The sequence below is a fragment of the Nostoc sp. genome (assembly GCF_036917935.1).
Taxonomy (GTDB): Bacteria; Cyanobacteriota; Cyanobacteriia; order Cyanobacteriales; family Nostocaceae; genus Nostoc.
The window spans coordinates 53,021-76,441 of the sequence record NZ_JBALEL010000016.1 but is presented as its reverse complement, the minus strand read 5'-3'; the positions used below and the strand labels follow the sequence as shown (position 1 = coordinate 76,441).

19 protein-coding genes, 2 pseudogenes and 1 CRISPR repeat array are annotated in these 23,421 nt (G+C 40.7%); of the genes and pseudogenes, 13 read left to right on the top strand and 8 right to left on the bottom strand.

The window, feature by feature from the left end; all coding sequences use genetic code 11:
- Nucleotides 1-22 precede the first annotated feature (22 nt).
- The 8 genes and pseudogenes from thrB (at nt 23) to V7K62_RS07330 (ending at nt 9,949) form a co-directional block, all read left to right on the top strand.
- Entirely contained in the window at nt 23-937 is a 915-nt protein-coding gene (thrB, locus tag V7K62_RS07365; protein ID WP_334863163.1) for a homoserine kinase, read from the top strand.
- Nucleotides 938-979: 42 nt separating this feature from the next.
- A complete protein-coding gene (locus V7K62_RS07360; protein ID WP_334863160.1) occupies nt 980-1,489 on the top strand; it encodes a hypothetical protein in 510 nt (169 codons plus the stop codon).
- Nucleotides 1,490-1,645: 156 nt separating this feature from the next.
- Nucleotides 1,646-2,986 (top strand): ATP-binding protein, encoded by a 1,341-nt coding sequence (locus V7K62_RS07355; RefSeq protein ID WP_334863157.1) that lies wholly within the window; start codon nt 1,646-1,648, stop codon nt 2,984-2,986.
- Between the two features lie 44 nt (nt 2,987-3,030).
- Entirely contained in the window at nt 3,031-5,823 is a 2,793-nt protein-coding gene (locus V7K62_RS07350) for a tetratricopeptide repeat protein (protein ID WP_334863155.1), read from the top strand.
- A gap of 567 nt (nt 5,824-6,390) precedes the next feature.
- On the top strand, nt 6,391-8,004 hold the full coding sequence (locus V7K62_RS07345) for an NAD(P)H-quinone oxidoreductase subunit 4 (protein WP_334863152.1): 1,614 nt from the start codon (nt 6,391-6,393) through the stop codon (nt 8,002-8,004).
- A 129-nt stretch (nt 8,005-8,133) separates the two neighbouring features.
- Nucleotides 8,134-8,853 (top strand): annotated as a pseudogene (locus V7K62_RS07340) (Uma2 family endonuclease).
- Between the two features lie 334 nt (nt 8,854-9,187).
- Nucleotides 9,188-9,580: pseudogene (locus tag V7K62_RS07335) on the top strand (XisH family protein); the annotation flags it as partial.
- A 33-nt stretch (nt 9,581-9,613) separates the two neighbouring features.
- A complete protein-coding gene (locus V7K62_RS07330; protein ID WP_334863270.1) occupies nt 9,614-9,949 on the top strand; it encodes a XisI protein in 336 nt (111 codons plus the stop codon).
- A 458-nt stretch (nt 9,950-10,407) separates the two neighbouring features.
- Here the strand turns inward: V7K62_RS07330 and V7K62_RS07325 are convergent, their stop codons facing one another.
- The 3 genes from V7K62_RS07325 to V7K62_RS07315 form a co-directional block, all read right to left on the bottom strand.
- The gene (locus V7K62_RS07325) at nt 10,408-10,968 is read right to left on the bottom strand and encodes an antibiotic biosynthesis monooxygenase (protein ID WP_334863149.1); all 561 of its coding nucleotides are present in this window, start codon (nt 10,966-10,968) and stop codon (nt 10,408-10,410) included.
- Between the two features lie 195 nt (nt 10,969-11,163).
- Nucleotides 11,164-12,081 carry an SMP-30/gluconolactonase/LRE family protein gene (locus V7K62_RS07320; RefSeq protein ID WP_334863147.1) on the bottom strand — a complete coding sequence of 306 codons (918 nt, stop codon included), beginning with the start codon at nt 12,079-12,081 and terminating at the stop codon, nt 11,164-11,166.
- 6 nt (nt 12,082-12,087) lie between these two features.
- Complete coding sequence (locus V7K62_RS07315) at nt 12,088-12,834, bottom strand: SDR family oxidoreductase (protein WP_334863146.1); 747 nt, start codon at nt 12,832-12,834, stop codon at nt 12,088-12,090.
- 284 nt (nt 12,835-13,118) lie between these two features.
- Nucleotides 13,119-15,163: a CRISPR direct-repeat array (repeat unit 37 nt; unit sequence GTTTCAATCCCTAATAGGGATTTTGATGTATTGCAAT).
- Between the two features lie 154 nt (nt 15,164-15,317).
- On the opposite strand from V7K62_RS07315, the gene V7K62_RS07310 reads away from it, so the two are divergent.
- Nucleotides 15,318-15,527 carry a hypothetical protein gene (locus V7K62_RS07310; protein WP_334863144.1) on the top strand — a complete coding sequence of 70 codons (210 nt, stop codon included), beginning with the start codon at nt 15,318-15,320 and terminating at the stop codon, nt 15,525-15,527.
- Between the two features lie 2 nt (nt 15,528-15,529).
- Here V7K62_RS07310 and V7K62_RS07305 read toward each other — a convergent pair whose 3' ends face one another.
- Nucleotides 15,530-15,829, bottom strand: a complete 300-nt coding sequence (locus tag V7K62_RS07305) for a hypothetical protein (protein ID WP_334863142.1) — start codon at nt 15,827-15,829, stop codon at nt 15,530-15,532.
- Between the two features lie 205 nt (nt 15,830-16,034).
- Entirely contained in the window at nt 16,035-16,874 is an 840-nt protein-coding gene (locus tag V7K62_RS07300; protein WP_334863268.1) for a prephenate/arogenate dehydrogenase, read from the bottom strand.
- 70 nt (nt 16,875-16,944) lie between these two features.
- Between V7K62_RS07300 and V7K62_RS07295 the strand changes: the two genes are divergently transcribed.
- The 3 genes from V7K62_RS07295 (at nt 16,945) to V7K62_RS07285 (ending at nt 20,113) form a co-directional block, all read left to right on the top strand.
- A complete protein-coding gene (locus V7K62_RS07295) occupies nt 16,945-18,510 on the top strand; it encodes a pentapeptide repeat-containing protein (protein ID WP_334863266.1) in 1,566 nt (521 codons plus the stop codon).
- A 54-nt stretch (nt 18,511-18,564) separates the two neighbouring features.
- Nucleotides 18,565-19,158 (top strand): DUF1517 domain-containing protein, encoded by a 594-nt coding sequence (locus V7K62_RS07290; RefSeq protein ID WP_334863140.1) that lies wholly within the window; start codon nt 18,565-18,567, stop codon nt 19,156-19,158.
- A 70-nt stretch (nt 19,159-19,228) separates the two neighbouring features.
- Entirely contained in the window at nt 19,229-20,113 is an 885-nt protein-coding gene (locus V7K62_RS07285) for a hypothetical protein (protein ID WP_334863138.1), read from the top strand.
- Between the two features lie 235 nt (nt 20,114-20,348).
- Here V7K62_RS07285 and V7K62_RS07280 read toward each other — a convergent pair whose 3' ends face one another.
- Nucleotides 20,349-20,627 carry a hypothetical protein gene (locus tag V7K62_RS07280; protein ID WP_334863136.1) on the bottom strand — a complete coding sequence of 93 codons (279 nt, stop codon included), beginning with the start codon at nt 20,625-20,627 and terminating at the stop codon, nt 20,349-20,351.
- A 419-nt stretch (nt 20,628-21,046) separates the two neighbouring features.
- On the bottom strand, nt 21,047-21,820 hold the full coding sequence (locus V7K62_RS07275; RefSeq protein ID WP_334863134.1) for a hypothetical protein: 774 nt from the start codon (nt 21,818-21,820) through the stop codon (nt 21,047-21,049).
- A gap of 546 nt (nt 21,821-22,366) precedes the next feature.
- On the opposite strand from V7K62_RS07275, the gene V7K62_RS07270 reads away from it, so the two are divergent.
- Nucleotides 22,367-22,975, top strand: coding sequence for a hypothetical protein (locus tag V7K62_RS07270; RefSeq protein WP_334863131.1), 609 nt, complete (start codon nt 22,367-22,369; stop codon nt 22,973-22,975).
- Here V7K62_RS07270 and V7K62_RS07265 read toward each other — a convergent pair.
- Nucleotides 22,964-23,371 carry a hypothetical protein gene (locus V7K62_RS07265; protein ID WP_334863129.1) on the bottom strand — a complete coding sequence of 136 codons (408 nt, stop codon included), beginning with the start codon at nt 23,369-23,371 and terminating at the stop codon, nt 22,964-22,966. The genes V7K62_RS07270 and V7K62_RS07265 overlap by 12 nt on opposite strands.
- Between the last annotated feature and the right edge of the window lie 50 nt (nt 23,372-23,421).

The following is a 23,421-nucleotide window of genomic DNA, read 5'->3' as shown; positions in this document are numbered from 1 at the left end:
TGATGATTAGTGAGTTTTACCAATGTCTGTTGTTTCTGCTATCACTGTTACCGTTCCCGCCACAACTGCGAATTTGGGGCCTGGTTTTGATTGCATCGGTGCAGCATTAAAGCTGTACAACGAGTTCAAGTTCACTCGCCTAGAAGAAGGTGGGCTAACTATTTATGCCACTGGTACGGAAGCTGAACGAGTCCAAACTGATGAGAGTAATCTTCTCTACCAAGCCTTTGTCAAATTCTATCAACATATAGAGCAGACACCGCCGACTGTGAAAATAGAGATTAAGTTAGGTGTCCCGTTGGCGAGAGGTTTGGGTAGTTCGGCGACAGCAATTGTTGGTGGGTTGATTGCGGCTAATCAACTTGAGGGTGCAACTCTGTCTCAGTCGCAGGTGATGGAGTTAGCGATCGCAATGGAAGGACATCCTGATAATGTAGTTCCAGCTTTGTTGGGAGGATGTCGTCTCGCTGCTACCAGTGGCGCAGGTTGGGAAATTTGTGATGTTCCCTGGCATAAAGATATTGTACCAGTTGTGGCTATTCCTGATTTTGAACTTTCTACTTCAAAGGCGCGGGGCGTTCTTCCAACTGAGGTGAGTCGCGCCGATGCGATTTTCAATACGTCACATTTGGGGTTATTGTTGCGCGGCTTGGAAACTGGTAACGGACAATGGTTAAAGACAGCTTTGCAAGATAAATTGCATCAGCCTTATCGCAAAGCTTTGATTCCTGGTTATGATGCTCTCAACATTGCAGCTGTTAGTGCTGGTGCTTATGGTATGGTGATTAGTGGTGCGGGGCCGACACTGTTAGCTTTGGCGGATAAGTTACACTCAAAGGCTGTGGAGGCGGCGGTGTTAGCTGCTTGGCAAGAAGAAGGAATTACAGCCGAGGTGCGATCGCTTTCTCTCGATACCCAAGGCGCAAAAAGCTTTTAAAAAATCAGATTACTATTTTACTCAGCACTTAAAACTCGATTTATGGAGCAAATTCAGGCTGAAATGGCGGCGCTTAACTCTCAAATTCAGATTCTTTTAGAAGAACGCGCTGCACTCATTATTAATAATGTCATCTCTGGCGAGAATGATTCACCCCAGGCGATGGTGGAAGCGTACCGTCGTCAAGCCAGAGAAAATGCCCAATTATCAGTTGAACTTCAAGGCATAGATGCAGCGATCGCCGCCTTGGAAGGGCAGATAAAACAAAAACAAGGTAAATTAGTGCGATCGCAAGGTGAATCAAAACAACTTATCCAACAGCAGCAGCTAGAGTCAGCTAAAGAAGTCGCTCAAGTTCATGCTCAACGCATTAATGAACTAGCTGGGGAACTGGCCGCAGAAGTCCGTTTTCTGAAGGCTTGTGCCAATGAACTGAGTCCAATGTATTGGCAGATTTATTATAAGCCCTTCATTACTGGGTTCAAGACAATCTCCGTTCCCTATGTTCGCTCTGATGGGGAAGTGTGGACAATTGTCAACCGGATTGTTTAATGCCAGCATTTCTAAACTAGAAATACTTTACATAACATTAATTTTTTCAATAACCATTTGACATCACAAGACAGTTGGTGAAGAAGGCAGAAGGAATGCTAGCTTCTGCTTTCTGCTTTTCTTGCTAAAATCGTCCATAGCGAGAGACTTTAACCTATGACGCAAGATTTTGCACTTTTAAAGCGGATATACAATGTTTTCGACCCATTTCGACCCTTACCTGCTGGCGATCCAAAATATGTCGATTGTCAGGCTGTGCGGGGAGATAGCGACATCCTAGTAGAAATAGGTAAAGAGATTTTGTTGTCAGATAGAATGACTTGTCAACTTTATGCAGGTCATCGCGGTGCAGGAAAATCAACAGAATTGCTGCGATTGCGAAAATATTTAGATGAGGAAGGCTGCTTTGTGGTTTATTTTGCTGCCGATGAAGCAGATATTCAGCCAGAAGATGCCCAATATACAGATATTCTCTTAGCTTGTACACGACACTTATTAGAAGCGTTAAAAGATAATGCTTCTCCTGATAGTTTGTTGAAATGGTTAAACAACCGCTGGCAAGATTTAAAAGATTTAGCACTGACTGAAGTATCCCTAGATAAATTAACCATAGAAGCGCAAATCTCCCTATTTGCCAAAATTACAGCAAATTTACGAGCCGAACCTAGCCAACGTCAAAAAATTCGCGAGCGAGTCAATCCCCATACAATAACTTTAATTGAAGCGTTAAATGATTTTATTAAAGATGCAAAAAATAACTTACCTCCAGGATATTCTCAACTAGTATTAATTGCTGACAACTTAGATCGGATAGTCCCTATTGCTCAAGAAGATGGACGTAGCAATCATGAGCAGATTTTTCTAGACCGCAGTGAACAACTCCAGGCTTTAGATTGCCATCTAGTTTACACAGTACCTATTTCTTTACTTTATTCTAATCGAGCAGTAGATATAACAAATATCTATGGAAATGCTCAGGTATTGCCAATGATTATGGTGCAAACTCCTGACAATCAAAGCTACCAAAATGGAATAAATAAAGTTATGGAAGTCCTGCAAAAACGGCTGAGTTCTATAAATGCTAGTTTATCTATTGTGGATATGTTTGAGCAGAGGGAGGCGTTAGAGCAACTATGCCTGATGAGTGGTGGTCATGTGCGGAATTTGTTATTATTAATGAAGGAAGCAATTAAATATACTAACGCCAACACGATTAGTAATAGAGCCTTAGAACGGTCAATTAGCGAGTTGCGAAATACTTATAGAAATACCGTCTTTGCTAATGAATGGGAGGCACTGGCTAAAGTATATCATTCTAAACAGATAGAAAATGAACCACTGTATCGCGGATTATTATTTAATCGTTGTATTTTAGAATATCGTTATTTGGATGATCAGGGAAGTAGCAAAGTTTGGTATGATATTCATCCTCTCATTAAAGGAATTAAAGAATTTAAAGACATTTACAATCTCTTGTACCCATCCGAAGATAAGTAACTGTATTATCACCCGCTAATAGTTAGTATTATCTGACTACGATTATGGTATTAAAACTGACGAATTGGGATAACGATTTTGCAGTAAAGGGAGACGAGGAATACCAAGCATTAGTCCGTACTTTTAACTTTATAGAAGGTTTTGGCTTATTATTTGTCCGTTGTTCTCCAGCCGAAGGTGAGCGGATAATTACCAAAGTCAAGGAAGATATTAAGGATAAAAGTATAGAAGTTTTACGATTAGATAAATCGGTTAGCAATTTATACGAAATAATTGATAAATTAAATAACAGAGAGAGCATAAATATTTTATTTATTACAGGATTACATTCTTCATTTTATGAATATGAAGAATGTAAAATGTTGACTGGTTGGAATAGTAAGGATATTTATTCATATAGTTGGAAGGGTGTGCCACCTGTTTTAATTAACCTCAACCAACAGCGGGAAAGTTTTCGAGATAACTTTAATATTTGTTTTGTCTTCTTGCTACCTCAATTTGCTATTAAGTATTTTATCCAACGCGCTCCTGATTTTTTTGATTGGCGTTCTGGAATGTTTGAATTTCCCATAGATGCAGAAACTCTAAAACAAGAATCATCACGGATATTCCCGGCAGGAGACTATGAAAAATATACTACTTTAACAGCAGAAGAAAGGAATAAAGAAATAATAACAATTCAAGAACTAATTGCAGAAGACCATCAAACAGTTGAGTTGAAAAGTAAATTACTGTTGGAACTGGGGAATTTGCTTTTTATTGAACAAGATAGTAAAGGAGCATTTTTAGCTTATAAAGAAGCACTAAAAAATCAACCTGATTTTGGCGAAGCTTGGCATAATCTTGGTACTGTATTATTAATTTTAGGACAGTATAAAGAAGCGATTACCTCTTATGATCAAGCGCTAAAAAATCAACTTTATTTGGACGAGACTTGGCATAATCGTGGTACTGCGTTATTAATTTTAGGACAGCATGAAGAAGCGATTGCCTCCTACGACCAAGGGCTAAAAATTCAACCTGATAATTACGAAGTTTTGAATAATAGGGGTATTGTACTGTTTAATTTAGGACGGTATGAAGAAGCGATTGCCTCCCATGACCAAGCGCTGAAAATTCGACCTGATTTCGACAAAAGTTGGAACAATCGAGGCAATGCACTGTTGAATTTAGGACAGTATGAAGAAGCGGTTGCCTCCTATGACCAAGCACTGAAAATTCAACCTGATAATTATGAAGCTTTGAACAATCGTGGGAATGCACTGTTGAATTTAGGGCAATATGAAGAAGCGATCGCATCCTTTGACCAAGCGCTGAAAATTCAACCTGATAATTACGAAGCTTGGAATAATCGGGGCAATGCACTGTTTAATTTAGAACAGTATAAAGAAGCAATTGCTTCCTATAATCAAGTACTGACAATTCAACCTGGTAAATACGAAGGTTGGAACAATCGGGGCATTGCACTGTTTAATTTAGAACAGTATGAAGAAGCGGTCGCATCCTTTGACCAAGCGCTAAAAATTCAACCTGATAATTACAAACCTTGGAATAATCGGGGCAATGCGCTGTTTAGTTTAGGACAGTATGAAGAAGCGATTGCCTCCTATGACCAAGCGCTGAAAATTCAACCTGATAAATACGAAGCTTGGAATAATCGGGGCAATGCGCTAGGAAATTTAGGACGCCTTGAAGAAGCGATCGCATTCTTTGACCAAGCCCTGAAAATTCAACCTGATAAATACGAAGCTTGGAACAGTCGAGGCAATGCACTAGGAAATTTAGGACGCAATGAAGAAGCGATTGCATCCTTTGACCAAGCGCTAAAAATTCAACCTGATAATTACGAAGCTTGGAACAATCGGGGCAATGCACTAGGAAATTTAGGACGCCTTGAAGAAGCGATCGCATCCTTTGACCAAGCCCTAAAAATTCAACCTGATAATTACGAAGCTTGGAACAATCGGGGCAATGCACTAGGAAATTTAGGACGCCTTGAAGAAGCGATCGCATCCTTTGACCAAGCCCTAAAAATTCAACCTGATAAATACGAAGCTTGGAACAGTCGAGGCAAAGCACTGTTTAATTTAAAACAGTATGAACAAGCCCTTGCCTCCTATGACCAAGCATTGAAATTTAAACCTGATTCCGATGAAGCTTGGTATGACCGGGGAAATGTTCTTTACAACTTAGGATGTTATGAAGAAGCTATAGTGTGTTTTGATAAAGTACTGAAAATTAAACCCGATAGCCACTTTGCATGGAATAATAAAGGCTATTTACTGCTTAAAAAATATTCTAATGACGGAAGAGTAGCTATTTACGATAAAGCCTTAGAGATTGGTCTGAGCTTACCCAATTTTTATAATCAACATTTTTCGGAAGAAGACTTTAAACTTTGTGAAAAAGCTCTTAGCAACTTCAATAAAGCGCTTGAATTGAAATCTGATTTTGAACTAAGTTGGGCAAATAAAGGTTGTACATTGTATTACTTGGGTTGTTATGAAGAGGCGCTTGCTAGTTGCAACAAAGCTCTGGAATTTAAACCTAATGACTATATAGCTTGCTTTAATAAAAGCTTTATTCTTATAAAATTAAGGCGTTATCAAGAAGCTATTATTAGCATAAATAAAGGTTTGAAAAATCAACCTGATAATCATATTGCTTTGTATAATAAAGCTCGAGCTTATGCACTAATAGGTAATACTATACGAGCAATAAAAAATTTAAAAAGCGCAATTATGTTAAATCTTGAAGAAATTAAAAATACAGCCAAAAATGACCCAGATTTTGATAGTCTTCGGAAAAATAAAAAATTTCAGTTGTTGATTGAATAATTTAATAAAATCTAAAAAATTAATTTGCTCATCCTATATAAATGTATCAAAATAAATCGGCTTAACGTTGAAATTGTTGTGAATTTTCTCTGGGTTAAAGTGCTTGCGAGTAGCAATGGAACAGAAATGTACTCTAAGTCCAAGATGCTTACGTTATTTGAGTTGGAGTCGTTCCCCTAAAATATGTCTATTCCTGTCATAAAAATTGTGATCGCAGGAAAAATGCACTCATTGCCTAAATAATTGGTGAGAATGAGGCGTTGAAGAAGGTAGGAATTTTATCTACATCACAGGAATTAGGCTTAACCATAAAATGTAACGATATTATAGCGGTGGCTTTAGCTGCTGTTTTTTGTTGACGTTGCAAAAGTTTACATCTTAAATGGAAAGCGGCAAAATCCGATAAGTATTTATTCTTATTTATCCTGAAAAATTGACATTCGATGAGTATATATTCCTGTTGAAAGCAAAAATTTAATCTTTTAGACTTCACTAAAGGTTACAAAAGTCAAAATTCCTTAATATAATGTAACTAAAAGCGAGAAAGCAAATTGATTGTCAGAAGTGATGAATGCTATTGAATTTCCCTGGCTAACAGCCATAATCCTCTTACCCTTGGTGGCTGCCTTAGCCATCCCCCTAATCCCAGACAAAGAAGGTAGAACTGTCCGGTGGTATGGTTTGGGAGTTGCGATCGCCGACTTTGCACTGATGATTTATGCCTTTTGGTATAAGTACGACTTCCAGAGTTCAAGACTGCAACTTGTAGAAAACTATCCTTGGATACCGCAGTTGGGTTTGCATTGGGCGGTGGGGGTTGATGGATTATCGATGCCCTTACTGCTTCTGACAGGCTTAATAAATACCCTCGCAATATTCGCGGCTTGGAAAGTTACCACCAAGCCGCGATTATTTTATGGTTTGATGTTAGCGATGTACAGCGCCCAGCTTGGCGTATTTGTCGCCCAGGATTTGCTGCTGTTCTTCCTGATGTGGGAAATCGAGTTAGTGCCGGTTTACCTGCTGATTTCCATCTGGGGAGGACAAAACCGCCGTTATGCGGCTACCAAGTTCATTCTTTACACCGCCGCTGCATCAATATTTATCTTGATTGCCGGTTTTGCAATGGCATTCTCTGGAGATACCGTTACCTTCGATATGGCGGCTCTGGGAATGAAAGAATACCCCAAAACCCTGGAATTGTTGGTTTACGCAGGTTTCTTAATTGCCTTCGGTGTGAAGTTACCGATTTTCCCTTTACACACTTGGCTACCTGATGCTCACGGTGAAGCATCAGCACCCGGTTCGATGATTTTGGCTGGTGTGTTGTTAAAAATGGGTGGTTATGCCCTCATCCGCTTCAATGTGGAAATGTTGCCTAATGCCCATGTGACTTTTGCGCCAGTATTAGCGATTTTGGGTGTAGTGAACATTGTCTACGGTGCTTGCTGTGCCTTTGCCCAAACCAATCTCAAACGCCGCTTGGCTTACTCTTCAATTGCCCACATGGGGTTTGTGTTGATTGGGATTGCCTCCTACACAGAACTGGGTATTAGCGGTGCAATGCTACAGATGGTTTCCCACGGCTTGATTGCTGCTAGCTTGTTCTTCCTCTCTGGCGTGACTTACGATCGCACCCACACCTTGATGATGGATAAAATGGGCGGTATGGCCAAGGTAATGCCCAAAACCTTTGCTCTATTTACCATTGGTTCAATGGCATCTCTGGCCTTACCCGGAATGAGTGGTTTTGTGGGTGAGTTGATGGTGTTTCTGGGTATCGCCACCAGTGATGTTTACAGTTCCAGCTTCAAAATTGTAGTCGTGCTGCTATCAGCCGTTGGCGTGATTTTGACACCGATTTATTTACTATCGATGCTGCGTCAAGTGTTCTACGGTGAACAAAGTAAAGAGTTGCACTTGGATGCTGTGATATCTGATGTCAAACCCCGCGAAATATTTATTACCGCTTGTTTGTTGCTGCCAATCATCGGTATTGGGTTTTATCCAAAGTTAGCAACGCAGACTTATGATGTGAAGGCAGTAGAATTAGCCGCCCATGCTCGCCAAGTTCTACCAGTTGTTGCTCATCAGCAACCATCAAGTCTGTACTCGCGTATCTTCTCTGCACCAACATTGGCTAATTCTCAAGTTGAAAGTTCGATTAATATTTCTGAGTAAATTAACTTCCCATTAACGGGGCTGCAAGTAAATTCTAATTATTAGGGGAATAAAGGGGTGGTTACGAAACCACCCCTAAAATTTTGCCAAGATATATCCTGAAGAGAGGTGAAGTCCCAAAAATCAATTATGAATACCAACTTACCTGTAGCTACAGAAATTATACCAATGGTTTTGCAATTGCAACCTGCGATGTCTACGACGGGCTACGCCTACGCACTAACCGAAGACCAGTTTTACGAATTTTGTCAGCTAAACCGCGACTTTCGTATCGAACGCAATGCTGTGGGAGAATTAGTGATTATGCCCCCTACCGGTTCCGAAACTGATCAACATAACTTTGACGTTATTGTTCAGTTGGGTATTTGGACAAAGCAAGATGGTACAGCTGTAGGGTTTGGTTCCAGTGGTGGGTTTACATTTGCCCAATGGTGCGGTGCGACGCCGAATAGCCCGTCGTAGACATCACCGGATGCAGCCTGGATAAAACGCGATCGCTGGGAAGCCATATCACCGGAACTGCGAAAAAAATTTGCACCGATTTGTCCTGAGTTTGTGATTGAATTGCGCTCTGAGAGCGTAGTTTACCGCCGTAGGCATCGCTTGCAAGTTTTACAAGATAAGATGCAAGAGTATATTGATAATGGAACACAACTTGGTTGGTTAATTGATAGAAAACAACGCCAAGTTTTTATTTATCGTCCTAATATTGCGATTCAAGTATTGAATAACCCTAAGAGGATGTTTGAAAAGTCCTTAGTGATGTATCAAATACTCTTAGATCCCCCTAAATCCCCCGATAAATTGGGGGACTTTGATTCCGTTTCCCCCCTTTTTAAGGGGGGCTAGGGGGGATCGATAAGTGCCTGATAAGCTGTTCCACATTTAACTTGCATAATTAGAGCGGGCAAGATGCCCACCCCACAAGAGTTATATAAATTTTAGATATGCAAACTAGATGTGGTTTAGCTTATCACAGCCGACCACTTTTCAAACAACCTCTAAGACGCTTTATGGTGAACCGTTGCTACCTGGGTTTGTTTTGGATTTAAGTCAGGTTTGGTAGGCACTAAGCTAGTTTTATAGTACCGAAAAAGGCTGATATAGATACAATATCAGTGTTTATACAAAGAGCTAAAACAGTTACACTCAAAGCATGACCAAATAAAAATGCTAGGAATCTATGGCGGCGAAAGACATATTCCATGATCCAGTAAGACGGGCTTTGGAAAAAGACGGTTGGCTGATCACTAATGACCCGCTTTTCCTCCGTTTTGGTGGTTTGGATATGTACATCGACCTCGGTGCAGAGAAAGTTTTAGTAGCTGAACGAAATCAAGAAAAAATTGCCGTTGAAGTTAAAAGCTTTGTTGCTCCATCTACTACAACTGAATTTAGTACTGCTCTAGGACAGTATCTCAAATATCAATTAGCACTTGAAGAAGAACAACCTGAGAGACTTCTATATTTAGCAGTTCCCTTAGACACCTATCGTTCTTTTTTTATTTTAGAATTGCCACGCTTATTAATCCAACGCTACCAAGTTCGGCTGATTGTTTTCGACCCAGAAGAAGAGGCGAATGCCTCCGGCACACTTCGTGAACGTAAAATGGCAAAAGTAGAACAGTACCGTCAACTGATTCAAGAACTGTTGCTAGCTTACAGCGAAATCAAAGCCAGCAACGAAGAAGTCGAAGCAGAAATTATTTTTGATAGAGAACGCGACCGCTACCAACTTGTTCACGCGGGGTGGTCAAATAAGCGCCGTGTATATGGCTGCGTTTTGCATCTAGATATTAAAAACGAAAAAATTTGGATTCAACATGATGGTACTGAAGGAGGTATCGCCAATGAACTTATTAGTCGAGGTATACTCAAACAAGACATCGTTTTAGCTTTTCATTCCCCCTTTAAACGACAATTTACGGAGTTCGCTGTTGGTTAATATGGCTGAGGGTTGAAAAGAATCCAATCACTCTTAATTAGGGATTTCCAAGAAATAAATTATTCTATCTTGTGGGGTGGGCGTCTCGCTATTGGTGTCAACTTAACGTAAAAGCCAGTCTAGAAGCAGCTTTTATAGATTATCTCGTTCCCAGTCGGAGACTGGGAATGCCTATGTGAGGCTCCGCCTCCCTTGCTGGCGGCAGAGCCGCCAGGAGCTGCATTTCCAGCCAGAGGCTGGAAACGAGGTTTTAAAAGGGTTTGTGCTTAAGTTGACACCAATGTATCATGTCCGGGTAATTAGTTGTGATTCCCATAGTCATTGCACCCCACCCCCAGCCCCACCCCGCCGGCGGGGAGGGGTTTTTGAGGTTTTATAAGTAATCAAGGGGACATTATATTAGATATTTTTTTATTTGGAAGTCCCTTAACAGAGTTGAGTCAAACTAATTTCAATTGCTAAACTTTTCGTGATTTAGGATATAGCCACCAACTAAACAAACGGCTGACTCTGGGCATGACAACGTAGGTCAAAAGTACAACCATAATAATGGTAACGATCAGCGAAATAATCAAATGTGGTAAACCGCGAAGCAGAGGGACTAGAAACGTACTCAAAATATTAATCAACACATATACAGCTCCCCAAGTTAGCAATGCTATTTTATAGCGTGGTGGAGTTTTCAGTGGTTGACCGGGAAGAGAAAACCAAGCTTCTAATCCACAGTTTTGTTGAACATTAGGGTCAGATTCAACCAAGTGTTTACCTTGATTCAGCCAATATTCGCGATCGCGCGATGTCATCCACACCTTTAAATTTTTATAATCGTCAAACCGGAAGATGATCACATATTCATTTCGCACCCCAAGTTGGGGACGAATCACATTTGTTCCCAAATGACCTAGATATGTTCTGGAAACCCTGGTAATATCTTTCAACCAAGCTTCGTAAGCGGTTTCGCATCCTGGTTTGACAACTTGTGTAATGACTACGGTTACAGATTGATCGTTCTGTTCCATCTCCATCAATTTTGGATTTTAGATTTTAGATTTTGGATTGATCCTATGAATAAATTCAGGGCTTGAGGATTTTGGATTTGTTTCACGTAGCTTACTTGTTGCAAAACGAGTATAAATTCGTTTGTTCTCAAACGTTTTTAAATTTTGGATTTGGAATTTTTAATCCATAATCCAAAATTTAAAATTGCATCATTCTCAAGCTAAAGGATATCCAGCTTTACCAACCTCAAATCTAACAACATTGGCAGGAACCACCCCTGTGGGCGGAGGTAAAAACATTCCACCGTTGGTAACAACATAAATTGCTGTGCGATCGTCTTTCCCTTGACCAAAAGCCACGGCTGTGCTACCAATTACACCATCCTCGGCTTGAGCAATGATAGTTGTACTGCGATCGCTGGCAATTCGCACTACACTATTGTATATGTGCGTCGCTCCGTAAAGGTTGCCTTCCACATCAAAAGCAAAGTCATCAATATTAGTCTGCTCAACAAAAATTTCCGGCTCACCTGGTTCATCTCCAATACCAAGGGGAATCCGTAACAGCAACATTTTTTCTGTATTTGAGACGTAGAGGAAATCACCAAAACGCTTCAAACCATTTGCCGCCGGAGTGACATTTTCCGAACTGCTACGAGCCAGCATAGGATGTTCTAGCCAAATTGATCCACTGTGTTGAGCAACATCAATTAGCCAGATTGCACCGCGATAAGAATCTGCTGTCAAATATTGAGTATCCGAAAGTGGGGTGATGCCATTGAGAAATATTGCATCTGGCAGTGTCAGCAACGTTTCCACCGTGCCATCACTGGTAACTAGAGAAACCACGGGTATAGAATCAGCATTCCAGCCTGTTGTGACTAAACCCCCGTTAGCAGTGAAAGCAAGACCACTTACTTTGCCTTCAACAGTGGCATGAATTTGCTGATTTCCATCTGGGGTAATGCGAACAATCTTACCGACTTCATGATTGCTTACAAAGATTGTGCCATCTGGTGCGATCGCTAAATTTTCCAGGAAAGTATTAACCGGAAACGAGGCAATAACTTTAGCAGGTGCTAATTCAATCTGTATATCTGCGTAAATAGACGGTAAACCTGCGGAATTTCCCATATTAACCTACCACTGTAATTGAATGGGGCCACCAAACTTTCGCATCTCTGCAAAAAACTGTCCTTGCGCTCCTCCATCGGGAAGTGTTGCCAAATAGATAGCGGTTTGCGCTCCTTCTTCTGCCGTGAAGGGGGCATTATCTCCCCCCATATCGGTCTTCATCCAACCTGGAGAATAGGCATTTACGAGAATATTAGTACCTTGGAGTTCTTTCGCCAGAAGAACTGTTAGTCCATTTACTCCCACCTTCGAGAGGCGATAGGAGGGCGCTAAAGGGTAGTAATCAGTAGGAACTGATACCAGAGATGCCATTTCCGTTGAGATATTGACAATACGACCGTAGTTTTGCAGCTTCATCAACGGAATTAATGCTTGAGAAATTCTGAGTACCGCTAGAACATTGGTTTCAAAGGTCGATCGCATCGTTTCCAGTTGCACAGTTAGTAAGCTGGACTCCTCCGGCTTAGTTGTGGGATTTATGCCGGCATTATTGACCAGAATATCTACTTTGCCGTAAGTTTCATGCAGCCACTCAGTAAACTGCTCGACACTTCCATCATTGGTGACATCCAGCGTGTGATAGTCAACATCAAACCCTTCATTGGTAAGCTGCTGTTTAGCAGCAAGACCATCTATTTGATTACGACTCGTCAGAATTACGCGGTTGCCAATTTGGGATAATTGACGAGAAATAGCATATCCTAGCCCTCGATTACTGCCTGTTACCACAGCAATCCTTTTTTGAGTCGTCATTTTTATGATCTGGAAACTGCTTTTGATTTTACTGTACTGAGGTGCGATAAATTAAGCAAATTAGACTTCTTGCATAAATCAAAAAAAGAACCCCACCCCGCCTTTGACTTACGTCAAAGTCTCCCCTCCCCGCTTGCGGGGAGGGGTTGGGGGTGGGGTGTTATGGGACTTTTGCAATAGTACGGGCTAGCGCGATAGAAGGGGAATTAACTTAGTACGAATATAAAGTGTTATGGGACTTTTGCAATAGTACGGGCTAGCGCGTCTATTAATTCATTAGACTTGTTTCAATCCCCAATAGGGATTTTGATGTATTCCAATTGCTGATTATTAACATAGGTTATAAAACCACAAAAGTTTCATTCCCTAATAGGGATTTTGATGTATTGCAATCTTTTTACAAAGGAGTTTTTTAACGAGGGTTTTAGTTTCAATCCCTAATAGGGATTTTGATGTATTGCAATTCGCAATGGTCAAGATTCAATCGGTTGGCATTCTGTTTCAATCCCTAATAGGGATTTTGATGTATTGCAATTAAACTATTGAGCCTACCGGGTTGATAGAGTTCTATGTTTCAATCCCTAATAGGGATTTTGATGTATTGCAATGAGATTATGACAAACACTGCAAGAAAACTGAAAAGTTTCAATCCCTAATAGGGATTTTGATGTATTGCAATAATTTTTCGACTATATCCGCACCATTGACCCAGGTTTCAATCCCTAATAGGGATTTTGATGTATTGCAATAAAAATTGGGATGATTTCTCACTCAGTTGACAAGTTTCAATCCCTAATAGGGATTTTGATGTATTGCAATTCTATTCAAAAAGATTGCAAATGAAAGTTTTGATGTTTCAATCCCTAATAGGGATTTTGATGTATTGCAATCATACTCCCAACCACGCTGGAGGTACTCATATGTAACGTTTCAATCCCTAATAGGGATTTTGATGTATTGCAATTGTGACCAGTAATTCTTTTGATCGTTGCCAAGCTGTTTCAATCCCTAATAGGGATTTTGATGTATTGCAATTGCACAAGGCAACTACTGCCGGGGTCTCCCACCGCGTTTCAATCCCTAATAGGGATTTTGATGTATTGCAATACTGGTGAAGACCAGGTTCGAGCCGAAGAAAAAAGTTTCAATCCCTAATAGGGATTTTGATGTATTGCAATGCGACAAAAGATATTTTGTACCTACAGTCAAGGGTTTCAATCCCTAATAGGGATTTTGATGTATTGCAATCCCGAACGCTTGGGTGCAGTCAAGGAAGCTGCACAGTTTCAATCCCTAATAGGGATTTTGATGTATTGCAATATAACTATAATCAGGCTCCACAATCTTTTTAGTTTCAATCCCTAATAGGGATTTTGATGTATTGCAATCACCAATACCATGCACTGTACCCTGGAGTACCCCGTTTCAATCCCTAATAGGGATTTTGATGTATTGCAATGACAAGCCTAGTGAAGGCATACCCAGAGGCACAGAGTTTCAATCCCTAATAGGGATTTTGATGTATTGCAATAATAGTCAAAGTTGGTGATCGCTTAATTTCCCGTTTCAATCCCTAATAGGGATTTTGATGTATTGCAATTCGCCTCCCTTAGACATATACTTCGAGATGTATCCGTTTCAATCCCTAATAGGGATTTTGATGTATTGCAATTTGTACCTACCTAGGCGCAGCTTACACAGTGATTTCGCGGTTTCAATCCCTAATAGGGATTTTGATGTATTGCAATAGGGCATCGCATCCAGCCACAAAAGTTATTTATCCGGTTTCAATCCCTAATAGGGATTTTGATGTATTGCAATCCTTTTAGTCCATATCTACGCTTTGGCACATTGTGTTTCAATCCCTAATAGGGATTTTGATGTATTGCAATCACCAACAACTATAACATAGACATGGGCACAGGGCAACTGGAGTTTCAATCCCTAATAGGGATTTTGATGTATTGCAATTCATAAGCAATCTTTAAAAGTTTGTCGTGATAAGTTTCAATCCCTAATAGGGATTTTGATGTATTGCAATTTCTCAAGTTACTTCTGATGTGATTTTATCTATTGTTTCAATCCCTAATAGGGATTTTGATGTATTGCAATTTCAGGAATTGATTCTGCAAACGTTGCGATTACTGGGTTTCAATCCCTAATAGGGATTTTGATGTATTGCAATTTCTACAGATGTTATAGTCTGAATGTATTGATACTGTTTCAATCCCTAATAGGGATTTTGATGTATTGCAATAACATCAAATAAAGCAATATCGGCAGAACTCAATAGTTTCAATCCCTAATAGGGATTTTGATGTATTGCAATGGCGGGAGCCTGAAAGCCAAGCTATATTTAGTTTTCAAGGTGCGGTTGCGCGATTCTAAAGCAATCATAGCATTAGAGAATTTTTTTGGGAAGAGTGTCGGAAAAGGTTGAAGGCTGACACCGAGTTTTTGTAAGCATTTCAGAGATTGCGCGGATGGCAATTTGGCGATTAATGGGTGAAATGCTTGCTGGTGTTGAGATAGAAGCACTTTTTTGGGGCTGTGGAATTTGTACACCTACCCTTTCGCGCATTTTAGATAAGAATAACCTAATGGTGATGGGGGGCGCGATCGCTGCCTTCGATGCCAGCAATCCCAGTCTTTATATAGCTTATAGCCTCCCACATCACACGCAACACTGGTAATATTAGTCTTGAGACTCCTCAGATATAGGTTCTGATTCTGATTCGGTTTCAAGTTCTTCTGTTTGGACTTTGGCAACTGGAGGTTTAACCGGTTTTGGGCCACGCGCTAGGGCCGGATTCCCCTGATGTCTGTTTTCATCTCCTAATGATGCTTTTTTCCCTTTGTCAGACGAGCGATTACGGCTCGGTTTTGAGCTTTTGGGCTTGGATTCAATAGGGGTTACAGAATCCGAATTTTCGGAATTGTTGTCAGTACTTTCTTGAGACTGACGTTCCGATTTCTTGATTGGACGTTCTACCATTGTTTATTTTTGTAAATTTATCTGTATGGTACATCGGTTTGGTGACTATCAAACTGTTGAGTAGCATTTTTTAAAGATTTTATTGTTGAAATTTCTGAGTAGCTCTGGAGAGTTGTTTTGACAAAAAAGCAGCCAACAAACTTTATCAATTAACTGATTAAATCTAAAAATGGGTGCGTTATCGATAGCTGAACGCACCCGACAACTATTCAACAAAATCAGGTCGTGCCTGTTGCCTTGATTTAAACTTTTCCTCTAAAACTGCCCAATTTTCTTGCTCAATTAAGTTAGTCAACTCATCGAGATTGTGACGATATTGTTGCAGCGATCGCAGCAATGCTTGACGATTATACCGCGCCATCATCACCCCCAACTCTGGATTCCCGCCACCCACACGACTGGTATCCCGAAAACCTGAACTAGCTAACTTTTGGGCTAATTGCAAAACATCGGGGTCAGTTTCACTCAAACAAGCAGCAATCAATGAGGAACTGACCATTACAGGTAAATGGGAAATCCAACTCACAGCGCGGTCATGTTGCTCTGGTTGACAATAGTAGATATTCGCTCCCAGCGATCGCACAATTTCTTCCACAACCGTAATTGCACTAGTTGGTGTTGTAGTTGTTGGTGTTAGAACATAAGGTTTATCGACAAATAAATCCCGCTGTGCAGCTTCTATCCCACTGTCTGTTCTTCCCGCCATTGGATGACCGCCGATAAAATTATCCCAAAGGGGAGAAATATCCTTAACTATCTGTGCTTTCGCCGAACCCACATCAGTCACGACTGTAGTCACAGGCAAATGAGCGATTAACTGTTCAAATTGGGGCACAATAAGTGCTAGAGGTGTACAAATAAATACAACTTCTGCGGCTGCTAATAGGCTCAGATCAACCGATGCTTGATCAACACTGCCGAGAGCAACTGCCTTTTTACAGGTGGTTTCACGGCGACTAACTCCTAAGATATGATGTCCTTGCGATCGCAAATCAAAACCCAAAGATCCGCCAATCAGTCCCAATCCTAAAATCCCAATATTCATTTTTGATTTTGACATTCCGTTTTTTATGACTTTACCAACTATTAAAGTTGGCATCCAAGGGGTAGCATCGATGACTGTAGAGGAATTATTAGAAAAATACGCAGCGGGAGTCTTAAACTTTAGTGGTATCGACCTTGCGGAAGCTAACCTGAGTGGGGTTAAACTCAGTGGCGTGAATCTTAGCGATGCTAATTTGAGTATAGTCAACCTAAGTGGCGCGAATCTGAGTGAAGCTAACTTGAGTAATGCCAAGCTGAATGTCGCTAGACTGAGTGGGGCGAATCTATCCAGCGCCATCCTGAACAACGCCAGTCTCAATGTCGCTAATTTGATTCGAGCCGATTTGGGTCGCGCTCAACTTAGAGGAGCCTCCTTAATCCGTGCTGAGTTAATTCGCGCCGATCTCAGTCGTGCTGACCTGTCGGAGGCTGACCTCACCAGTGCCGATTTGCGAGAGGCGACACTCCGCCAAGCGAATCTCCGTCACGCTAACTTGAGTGAGACTGTCTTGAAAGGTGCTTCCTTGAACGGGGCCAACTTGGAGATGGCTAACTTAAACGCCAGTGACCTCAGTCGTTCTGATCTGAGCGGCGCAAATTTGCGAGATACTGAACTCAGACAAGCCAATCTCAGCCATGCTAACTTGAGCGGGGCTGATTTGAGCGGCGCGAATCTCCGGTGGGCTGATTTGAGCGGCGCGAATCTCCGATGGGCTGATTTTAGTGGCGCAAAATTGAGCGGGGCTGATTTAATTGGCGCAGATTTAAGCAATGCCAATTTAACGAATACAAGTTTAATCCACGCTAATTTAACTCAGGCAAAATTAATTAGAGCGGAATGGATCGGTGCTGACTTAACAGGAGCAACTTTAACAGGAGCAAAGCTTTATGCCACCTCCAGGTTTGGTTTAAAAACCGAAGGGATGATTTGTGAATGGGTTGATCTTAGTCCAAATGGCGATCGCTCCATTATCCAAAACTTCCATTCTGAAGAGTCACGAGATTTTTTTAACGAAACACCGCCAACAATTCGGATTATTGTTGATGCAGCCCTAGAACACGAAGCCAATTTTGCGATCGCAGGGGCTTACTACCAAATTGCTCAGGAATACCAGGGACTGAAACAACCCCCAAGCATCGAAAGTGGCCGTCGTCGAACTATTTTCACCTTTCATGTAGATAGCGACGAAGTATTATTTCCCACTGCTTACATTGTGATTCTTCCCTTTCTAGATGCAGCATCTACCCAAAAGAATATTTTCAGTATGGTGGAAATGATTAACAGTGAAGTTGTTGCAAACCAAGATTTAAAATCGCCCCATATAGTGAAACAATTAAATATTCTTTTAGAACAAGCTATGAGTCAGGCTAAAACAATTAAACAGATGAAAAAAAATATCGGAGTAGCCGCAAAGTTAAATTTTTGTAAAGCCCCAACCCAAATAGTTTTAACCAATTCCAGCGCCCACACTTTGATTGTCTATGACCATCCCAACTTTGGAAAAAGATTTATTAATCGCTCTGCTTTCAATGCTTCAGCTTATGATGATATATCCAGTGAGTCAACAAAAAATTTATTGCCTTCATTAGATATGGTTATAGATTTTGTCAAAGGATTTCACTATATTAGTCATTAGTTATGGGGCATTGGGCATTGAACTAATAACAAATGACAAAATTTTGGAGGGAAAATGAGCAATATATTTAATAAAATGATCGGTCGAACTCGTTATGTCGTCTTTCGCCTATTTCTGCACTTAGGGGGAGGTGAAGTAGCGCCAATTTTGGGAGTATTAAATCGTGCTGGACGGGATGCGATCGATGCCGAGGGCGACTTAGAAGTTTTGGGAGAAGGATTGGTAGAAATTAGCCAAACCCTGCTGCAATACGATGAATATTGGCTTTCTGCTGCTAACGAAGGTGACGTATTTTGGAGTGAAGGCGAGGCGGGAGATTACGTGAATGAATTGTTTACTGACTCTGCCCAAAGATATCTCAGTGAACCAGATTCCAGTTCTGACTCTGGATTGAATGAACCTTTATCTATACCTGTAACCCGCAACGTCATTGCGATCGTTACAGTAGCTTATGAAGGAGAAGTACCAGAGTTAGAAACTGATCTTTCTAACGTTCAGGCACTCAAGGAAGGATTGAAAGCATTGATAAATTTGCATTATAAACATCGATTTAAGGCAATCCAAGTGCATTTCTCGCCAGCACAGTTAGGCGATGAACTCACTAGCGATCAACTGTTGCAATATTATCCAGAATTGATTCCTTTGTAATCTGTTGGGTAGTCCGTACTTACTACTCACATCGATAAATTGTTAAGCTCAGAGATAGGACAATAATCCAATGATCATGACCATAGTACGTAAATTTACAGCCGTTTTTTTAGCTCTGAGTTTGTGTATCACAACTGTCGCTTGTGGTGGGGGAAACCAAACTACTCCTCCGGCTAAGAATGTTAACCAAACCTCTACTAATACAAAGCTGGGTGACGGGGAGTATCAAATACAACAAGCTACTTATGACGATGCATCTGGGGAGTACAACCTGTTTTTACTTAACAATAAGCCCCCAACCTTTTCAACCGAAAATTTGCAAATGGCACGGTTAACTGACGATCAAATCAAGGAGGGTAAGAAAACCTATCTGAAGGTAGAAAAAGGACAACCGATTTTATATCTGACGGAAGACTTTAAACTTGAGTATGTCCACAACGTTACCGAGAATAAAACCAATCCTCAAACAGGACAACAAGAGACGACTGTAGTCCGTCGAGAAAATAGCTTCTGGGCACCGTTTGCGGGGTCTGTGGCTGGTAGCTTGGCGGGGCAGGCAATTGGTAGTCTATTATTTAGACCCCAGTATTATGTACCGCCTGTCTATCAATCAGGACAAGGATTAAGTGGCTTCGGTGGATATGGCGGCAGCTATGGCCAAGCAGTTCAAAACTACCAAACTCGGTACAATGCGCCACCCGCAGCCGTGGTAAATCGCACTGCGTTCCGCAATACAGGGACAATTAGAAGGTCATATCCTGGAAATTCAAACATACGCAATACACCGCGTAGCACTACAGGTAATAACCGTCCTTCTGGTTCTGGTTTTGGTGGTAGTACGTTGCGACCTTCTGGTAACTCCAACAATACTAGACGCAATTCTGGTAGTGGTTTTGGTAGTGGGCGTAGTTCATCACCCAGCCGCTCAAGTGGTTTTGGCAGCAGACGGCGTTAGGAGATTTCCAATTCAATATAGCGGTTCTCAGTTGAGTGAGGTACAAGAACCCCACCCCCAACCCCCTCCCCGCAAGCGAGGAGGGGACTATGATGTATCTCATCTGATTAGGAAACGCTATAAGTAGACTGCCTAACAATTAAAGGTAGTGTGTTGCATAAAAAAGTCGGAGGGTCACAAGTCAATCCTCCGGCTTCTTTTTATATCTATGCAATTTGTGAGGATGAATTATAAATTATTCGGTTAAATAATATGAAATACTAAATACAAATATTGCTAAGAGAACAGGAATCATTTTACTAAAGTCTATTCGCTTTTGTTGAACCATTTCTAAACAAGACATCGGAATCATCAGAGGCCAGAAGATAGTTGTTACCAAAAACATCACAACCGATAAAAATTTATCTTCGGGAGTGGAAACAGGATGACGTAGGGAAAATATTAACCAATTGCTTAAAAAATAGCATGACATTAATAAGTAACCAATAGTTAAAGTCAGTTGTATCTGATTCACTGTGAGTACTCCTCAATTTATGTGAGCTTCACCAAATATCATCCGTACAAAGTTATAACATATTTGGTTTTATACCTTGCCCTGATAATTTATAATGTCTTTATAGCGGTTCTCAATTACATGGAATACATACCAATCGTAGGGGCACAGCAATGCTCATTAGTGTCAACTTAAGCTGAAACTCCTTTAAAACCTCGTTTCCAGCCGGAGGCTGGAAATGCTGCTCCTAGCGGCTCTGCCGCCAGCAAGAGAGGCGGAGCCTCTAGGACGACATTCCCAGCCGGAGACTGGGAACGAGATAATATCTAAAAGCTTGTACTAGGCTAGTTTTCACGTTAAGTTGACACCAATGAGCTTTTTCTGTGCCTCTACTAGATTTTGCATCAAAACGAGAACTACTATATACTCCTGCAATATAATTAAGCAGTCTTAAAAAATCGAATAATTTCGCGGACATGATCGAGAAATTGCCCATCAGTAGAAAGTTGCGCGATCGCATTTCTGGCTTCTCTCCCCAAACGCTCATGTTCAGTTTGATTTGTCGCCCGTAATTCTTCTAAGTTAGCCGCAATTCGAGCTAAATCTCTGCGAGTTTCTTCGGCAAAGCGTTGTTGAGTCGCTGGTAAGGAATAAGATTGTTCTGGGTTAAGTTGCTCCTCCAATGACTGGATTTTTTGTGACAATATAGAGAAGCGATCGCGCAGTTCAACAATATCTTCGCGCGGATACTTCCATTCTTGGCGAATCATCGCTAACCGCGCATATAAATACTCATACGCCCGAATCGCGGGACGCAGAATTGTTAATAACAAAGCGGCACCAGAACTTATATACCCAACCGTACTAATACCAGTGGCAGCAAGAGTATAAAGACCAACGGTTGAGAATAAGTGTAAAGCAATGGCAACCCAGAGCGATCGCTTTGCCAACAACGTGACATACTTCACTTGTTTCTCATCGACTGGAATTCCTTTCTCCTTGGATTGTGCTGCTTCTGCTAAGACTTCTTTGGCTTGAAAATGCACATTCCACGGGACGGTAACAATTACCAACAGCCACCAAAAACTTGCACCACCAATCACCCAGTCAAGAAAGTTACCAGCAGGGATGTGCAACCATTGCAGTAAGCCAAAAGCCGCCAGTACCACAATCACAATTCCAGCAATGGAACTGATGAAAAAGTTAATATACATTTTGCCCTGTCTCCGGTGAAACTATCACCTCGATTATGGCTATGGGTTCTCAATTATACAAATATATTTGTGATGGTTTTTCTAGTTGCACATATACCACTGTGCAGAATTCAAACTTAAAAAATTTTTGTGTTCAGAATCCTTGTGATGGTTTTTCTAGCAGCACATATTCCACTGTACGTAATTCAAAATTTAAAAATCCTTAATGTAGTTCTTCCGCAACTGCGACATTTATTGAACTTTTTAAGTGTTAATTACCGATAAAAAGTTTTATTTTTATCACTTGTCAACTAGCTATTGGTAGATTGACAATTTTAAATTTTATAAGATAGTTTAAAGATTAAGTATTTAAATATACTCGAAAATTTAAATTAAACAGTAAGATAGCTGGTTTATCACTTAATACCTCACTTTTTGTCTAACTCTAGTAATTAACAATTTCTAATAACTCATATGTCAACCTTTTTTAAAAATCATAAAATTCCTAAATTATTCACAAAATTATCAGTTGCAACTGCTAGAACCGTTTTCAGCTTAGTACTATTATTGAAAATTGATTCTGCTCAAGCTTTTGCATCTAAATTCAACATCGACCCCAGTGCAAGTTTTATTTCTTCATATACATTAAGTCCTGATAGCATACCTTTTTCTCTAACAGATTTGGGAATTAATTCAGGGGACACAATTAAACTGGAACGGTTTGGTAGTTTTTCACCCTTTAGCGATCCGACTGACGAATACTTTGGTGCAATGTGGGCTACTTTCAGCACTGACAATAAATTGCTACCAAGCAATGGAGAGTATAATGGCGCAACGACTGATAGAGTTCCTGGTGCTATTAATGCAATTCTTCCTAACGGTTGTCTTCCATTTCAGTGTTTAGACAATAGTATTTTTTACATCTCGCGTGGAGATTTTAATGGGGCTATTGTGCAAGTTCCCATTAATGCACAATTTATATTTATTGGTGCTGCCGACAGCTCATTTGGTGATAATGTAGACTTGAATAAAGACTTTGCTGTAAATATAAATTCTGTATCTACTGCTAGTGTTCCCGAACCCAGTTTTATGTCAGGTTTACTGGCATTTGGTGTTTGCGCTACTGGTTTGCAATTCTTACGCAACCGTAAAAAAGCACCAGGTTTACTCGACTAGATAACTGCGCCAAGTTGATTGAGTACCTTTACTACCTTTTTCTGGAATTAGCGATCGCCAAGTTTTACCTTCTTGCTGAATTTGTAGGTAAACGTCAAATGCTTGTTGTGGTTGCGTCAAGCGGCGTTTTGGCAGCTTAACAATCAAGTCGTAGGTTCCCCGAACGCGGAAAGCTGGTAAATTTTCAATCGTCAGGGGTTGTTCTTGGGTAATTGATAGCCGCTTGATTTCAAATCCTTGAAAATCTAGATCCAACTGTTGGCTAAGTTTTTGTTGAGTTTGTTCTAGCCCAAGTGCGATCGCTTTTTGGACTAAATCGCTAGTCGGTAGCAGTCCAATACTGCCACAAGCTGTCACTAGCACCAGCAATATTGCTGTCAAAACTAACCGCACCATTTTATTCCTGAGATTCAACTTATCAGCGATAGTATAACTGTAGTTTGTCT

Bases quoted from the DNA above. Each gene is read 5' to 3' on its own strand.
- V7K62_RS07325 (WP_334863149.1), bottom strand. From the start codon at position 10,968: ATGGAACAGAACGATCAATCTGTAACCGTAGTCATTACACAAGTTGTC.
- V7K62_RS07360 (WP_334863160.1), top strand. From the start codon at position 980: ATGGAGCAAATTCAGGCTGAAATGGCGGCGCTTAACTCTCAAATTCAG.
- V7K62_RS07265 (WP_334863129.1), bottom strand. From the start codon at position 23,371: ATGGTGCGGTTAGTTTTGACAGCAATATTGCTGGTGCTAGTGACAGCT.
- V7K62_RS07300 (WP_334863268.1), bottom strand. From the start codon at position 16,874: ATGAATATTGGGATTTTAGGATTGGGACTGATTGGCGGATCTTTGGGT.
- V7K62_RS07345 (WP_334863152.1), top strand. From the start codon at position 6,391: ATGAATGCTATTGAATTTCCCTGGCTAACAGCCATAATCCTCTTACCC.
- V7K62_RS07320 (WP_334863147.1), bottom strand. From the start codon at position 12,081: ATGGGAAATTCCGCAGGTTTACCGTCTATTTACGCAGATATACAGATT.
- V7K62_RS07305 (WP_334863142.1), bottom strand. From the start codon at position 15,829: ATGGTAGAACGTCCAATCAAGAAATCGGAACGTCAGTCTCAAGAAAGT.
- V7K62_RS07355 (WP_334863157.1), top strand. From the start codon at position 1,646: ATGACGCAAGATTTTGCACTTTTAAAGCGGATATACAATGTTTTCGAC.
- V7K62_RS07315 (WP_334863146.1), bottom strand. From the start codon at position 12,834: ATGACGACTCAAAAAAGGATTGCTGTGGTAACAGGCAGTAATCGAGGG.
- V7K62_RS07275 (WP_334863134.1), bottom strand. From the start codon at position 21,820: ATGTATATTAACTTTTTCATCAGTTCCATTGCTGGAATTGTGATTGTG.
- V7K62_RS07310 (WP_334863144.1), top strand. From the start codon at position 15,318: ATGGCAATTTGGCGATTAATGGGTGAAATGCTTGCTGGTGTTGAGATA.
- V7K62_RS07290 (WP_334863140.1), top strand. From the start codon at position 18,565: ATGAGCAATATATTTAATAAAATGATCGGTCGAACTCGTTATGTCGTC.
- V7K62_RS07350 (WP_334863155.1), top strand. From the start codon at position 3,031: ATGGTATTAAAACTGACGAATTGGGATAACGATTTTGCAGTAAAGGGA.
- thrB (WP_334863163.1), top strand. From the start codon at position 23: ATGTCTGTTGTTTCTGCTATCACTGTTACCGTTCCCGCCACAACTGCG.
- V7K62_RS07285 (WP_334863138.1), top strand. From the start codon at position 19,229: ATGATCATGACCATAGTACGTAAATTTACAGCCGTTTTTTTAGCTCTG.
- V7K62_RS07295 (WP_334863266.1), top strand. From the start codon at position 16,945: ATGACTGTAGAGGAATTATTAGAAAAATACGCAGCGGGAGTCTTAAAC.
- V7K62_RS07330 (WP_334863270.1), top strand. From the start codon at position 9,614: ATGGCAAAAGTAGAACAGTACCGTCAACTGATTCAAGAACTGTTGCTA.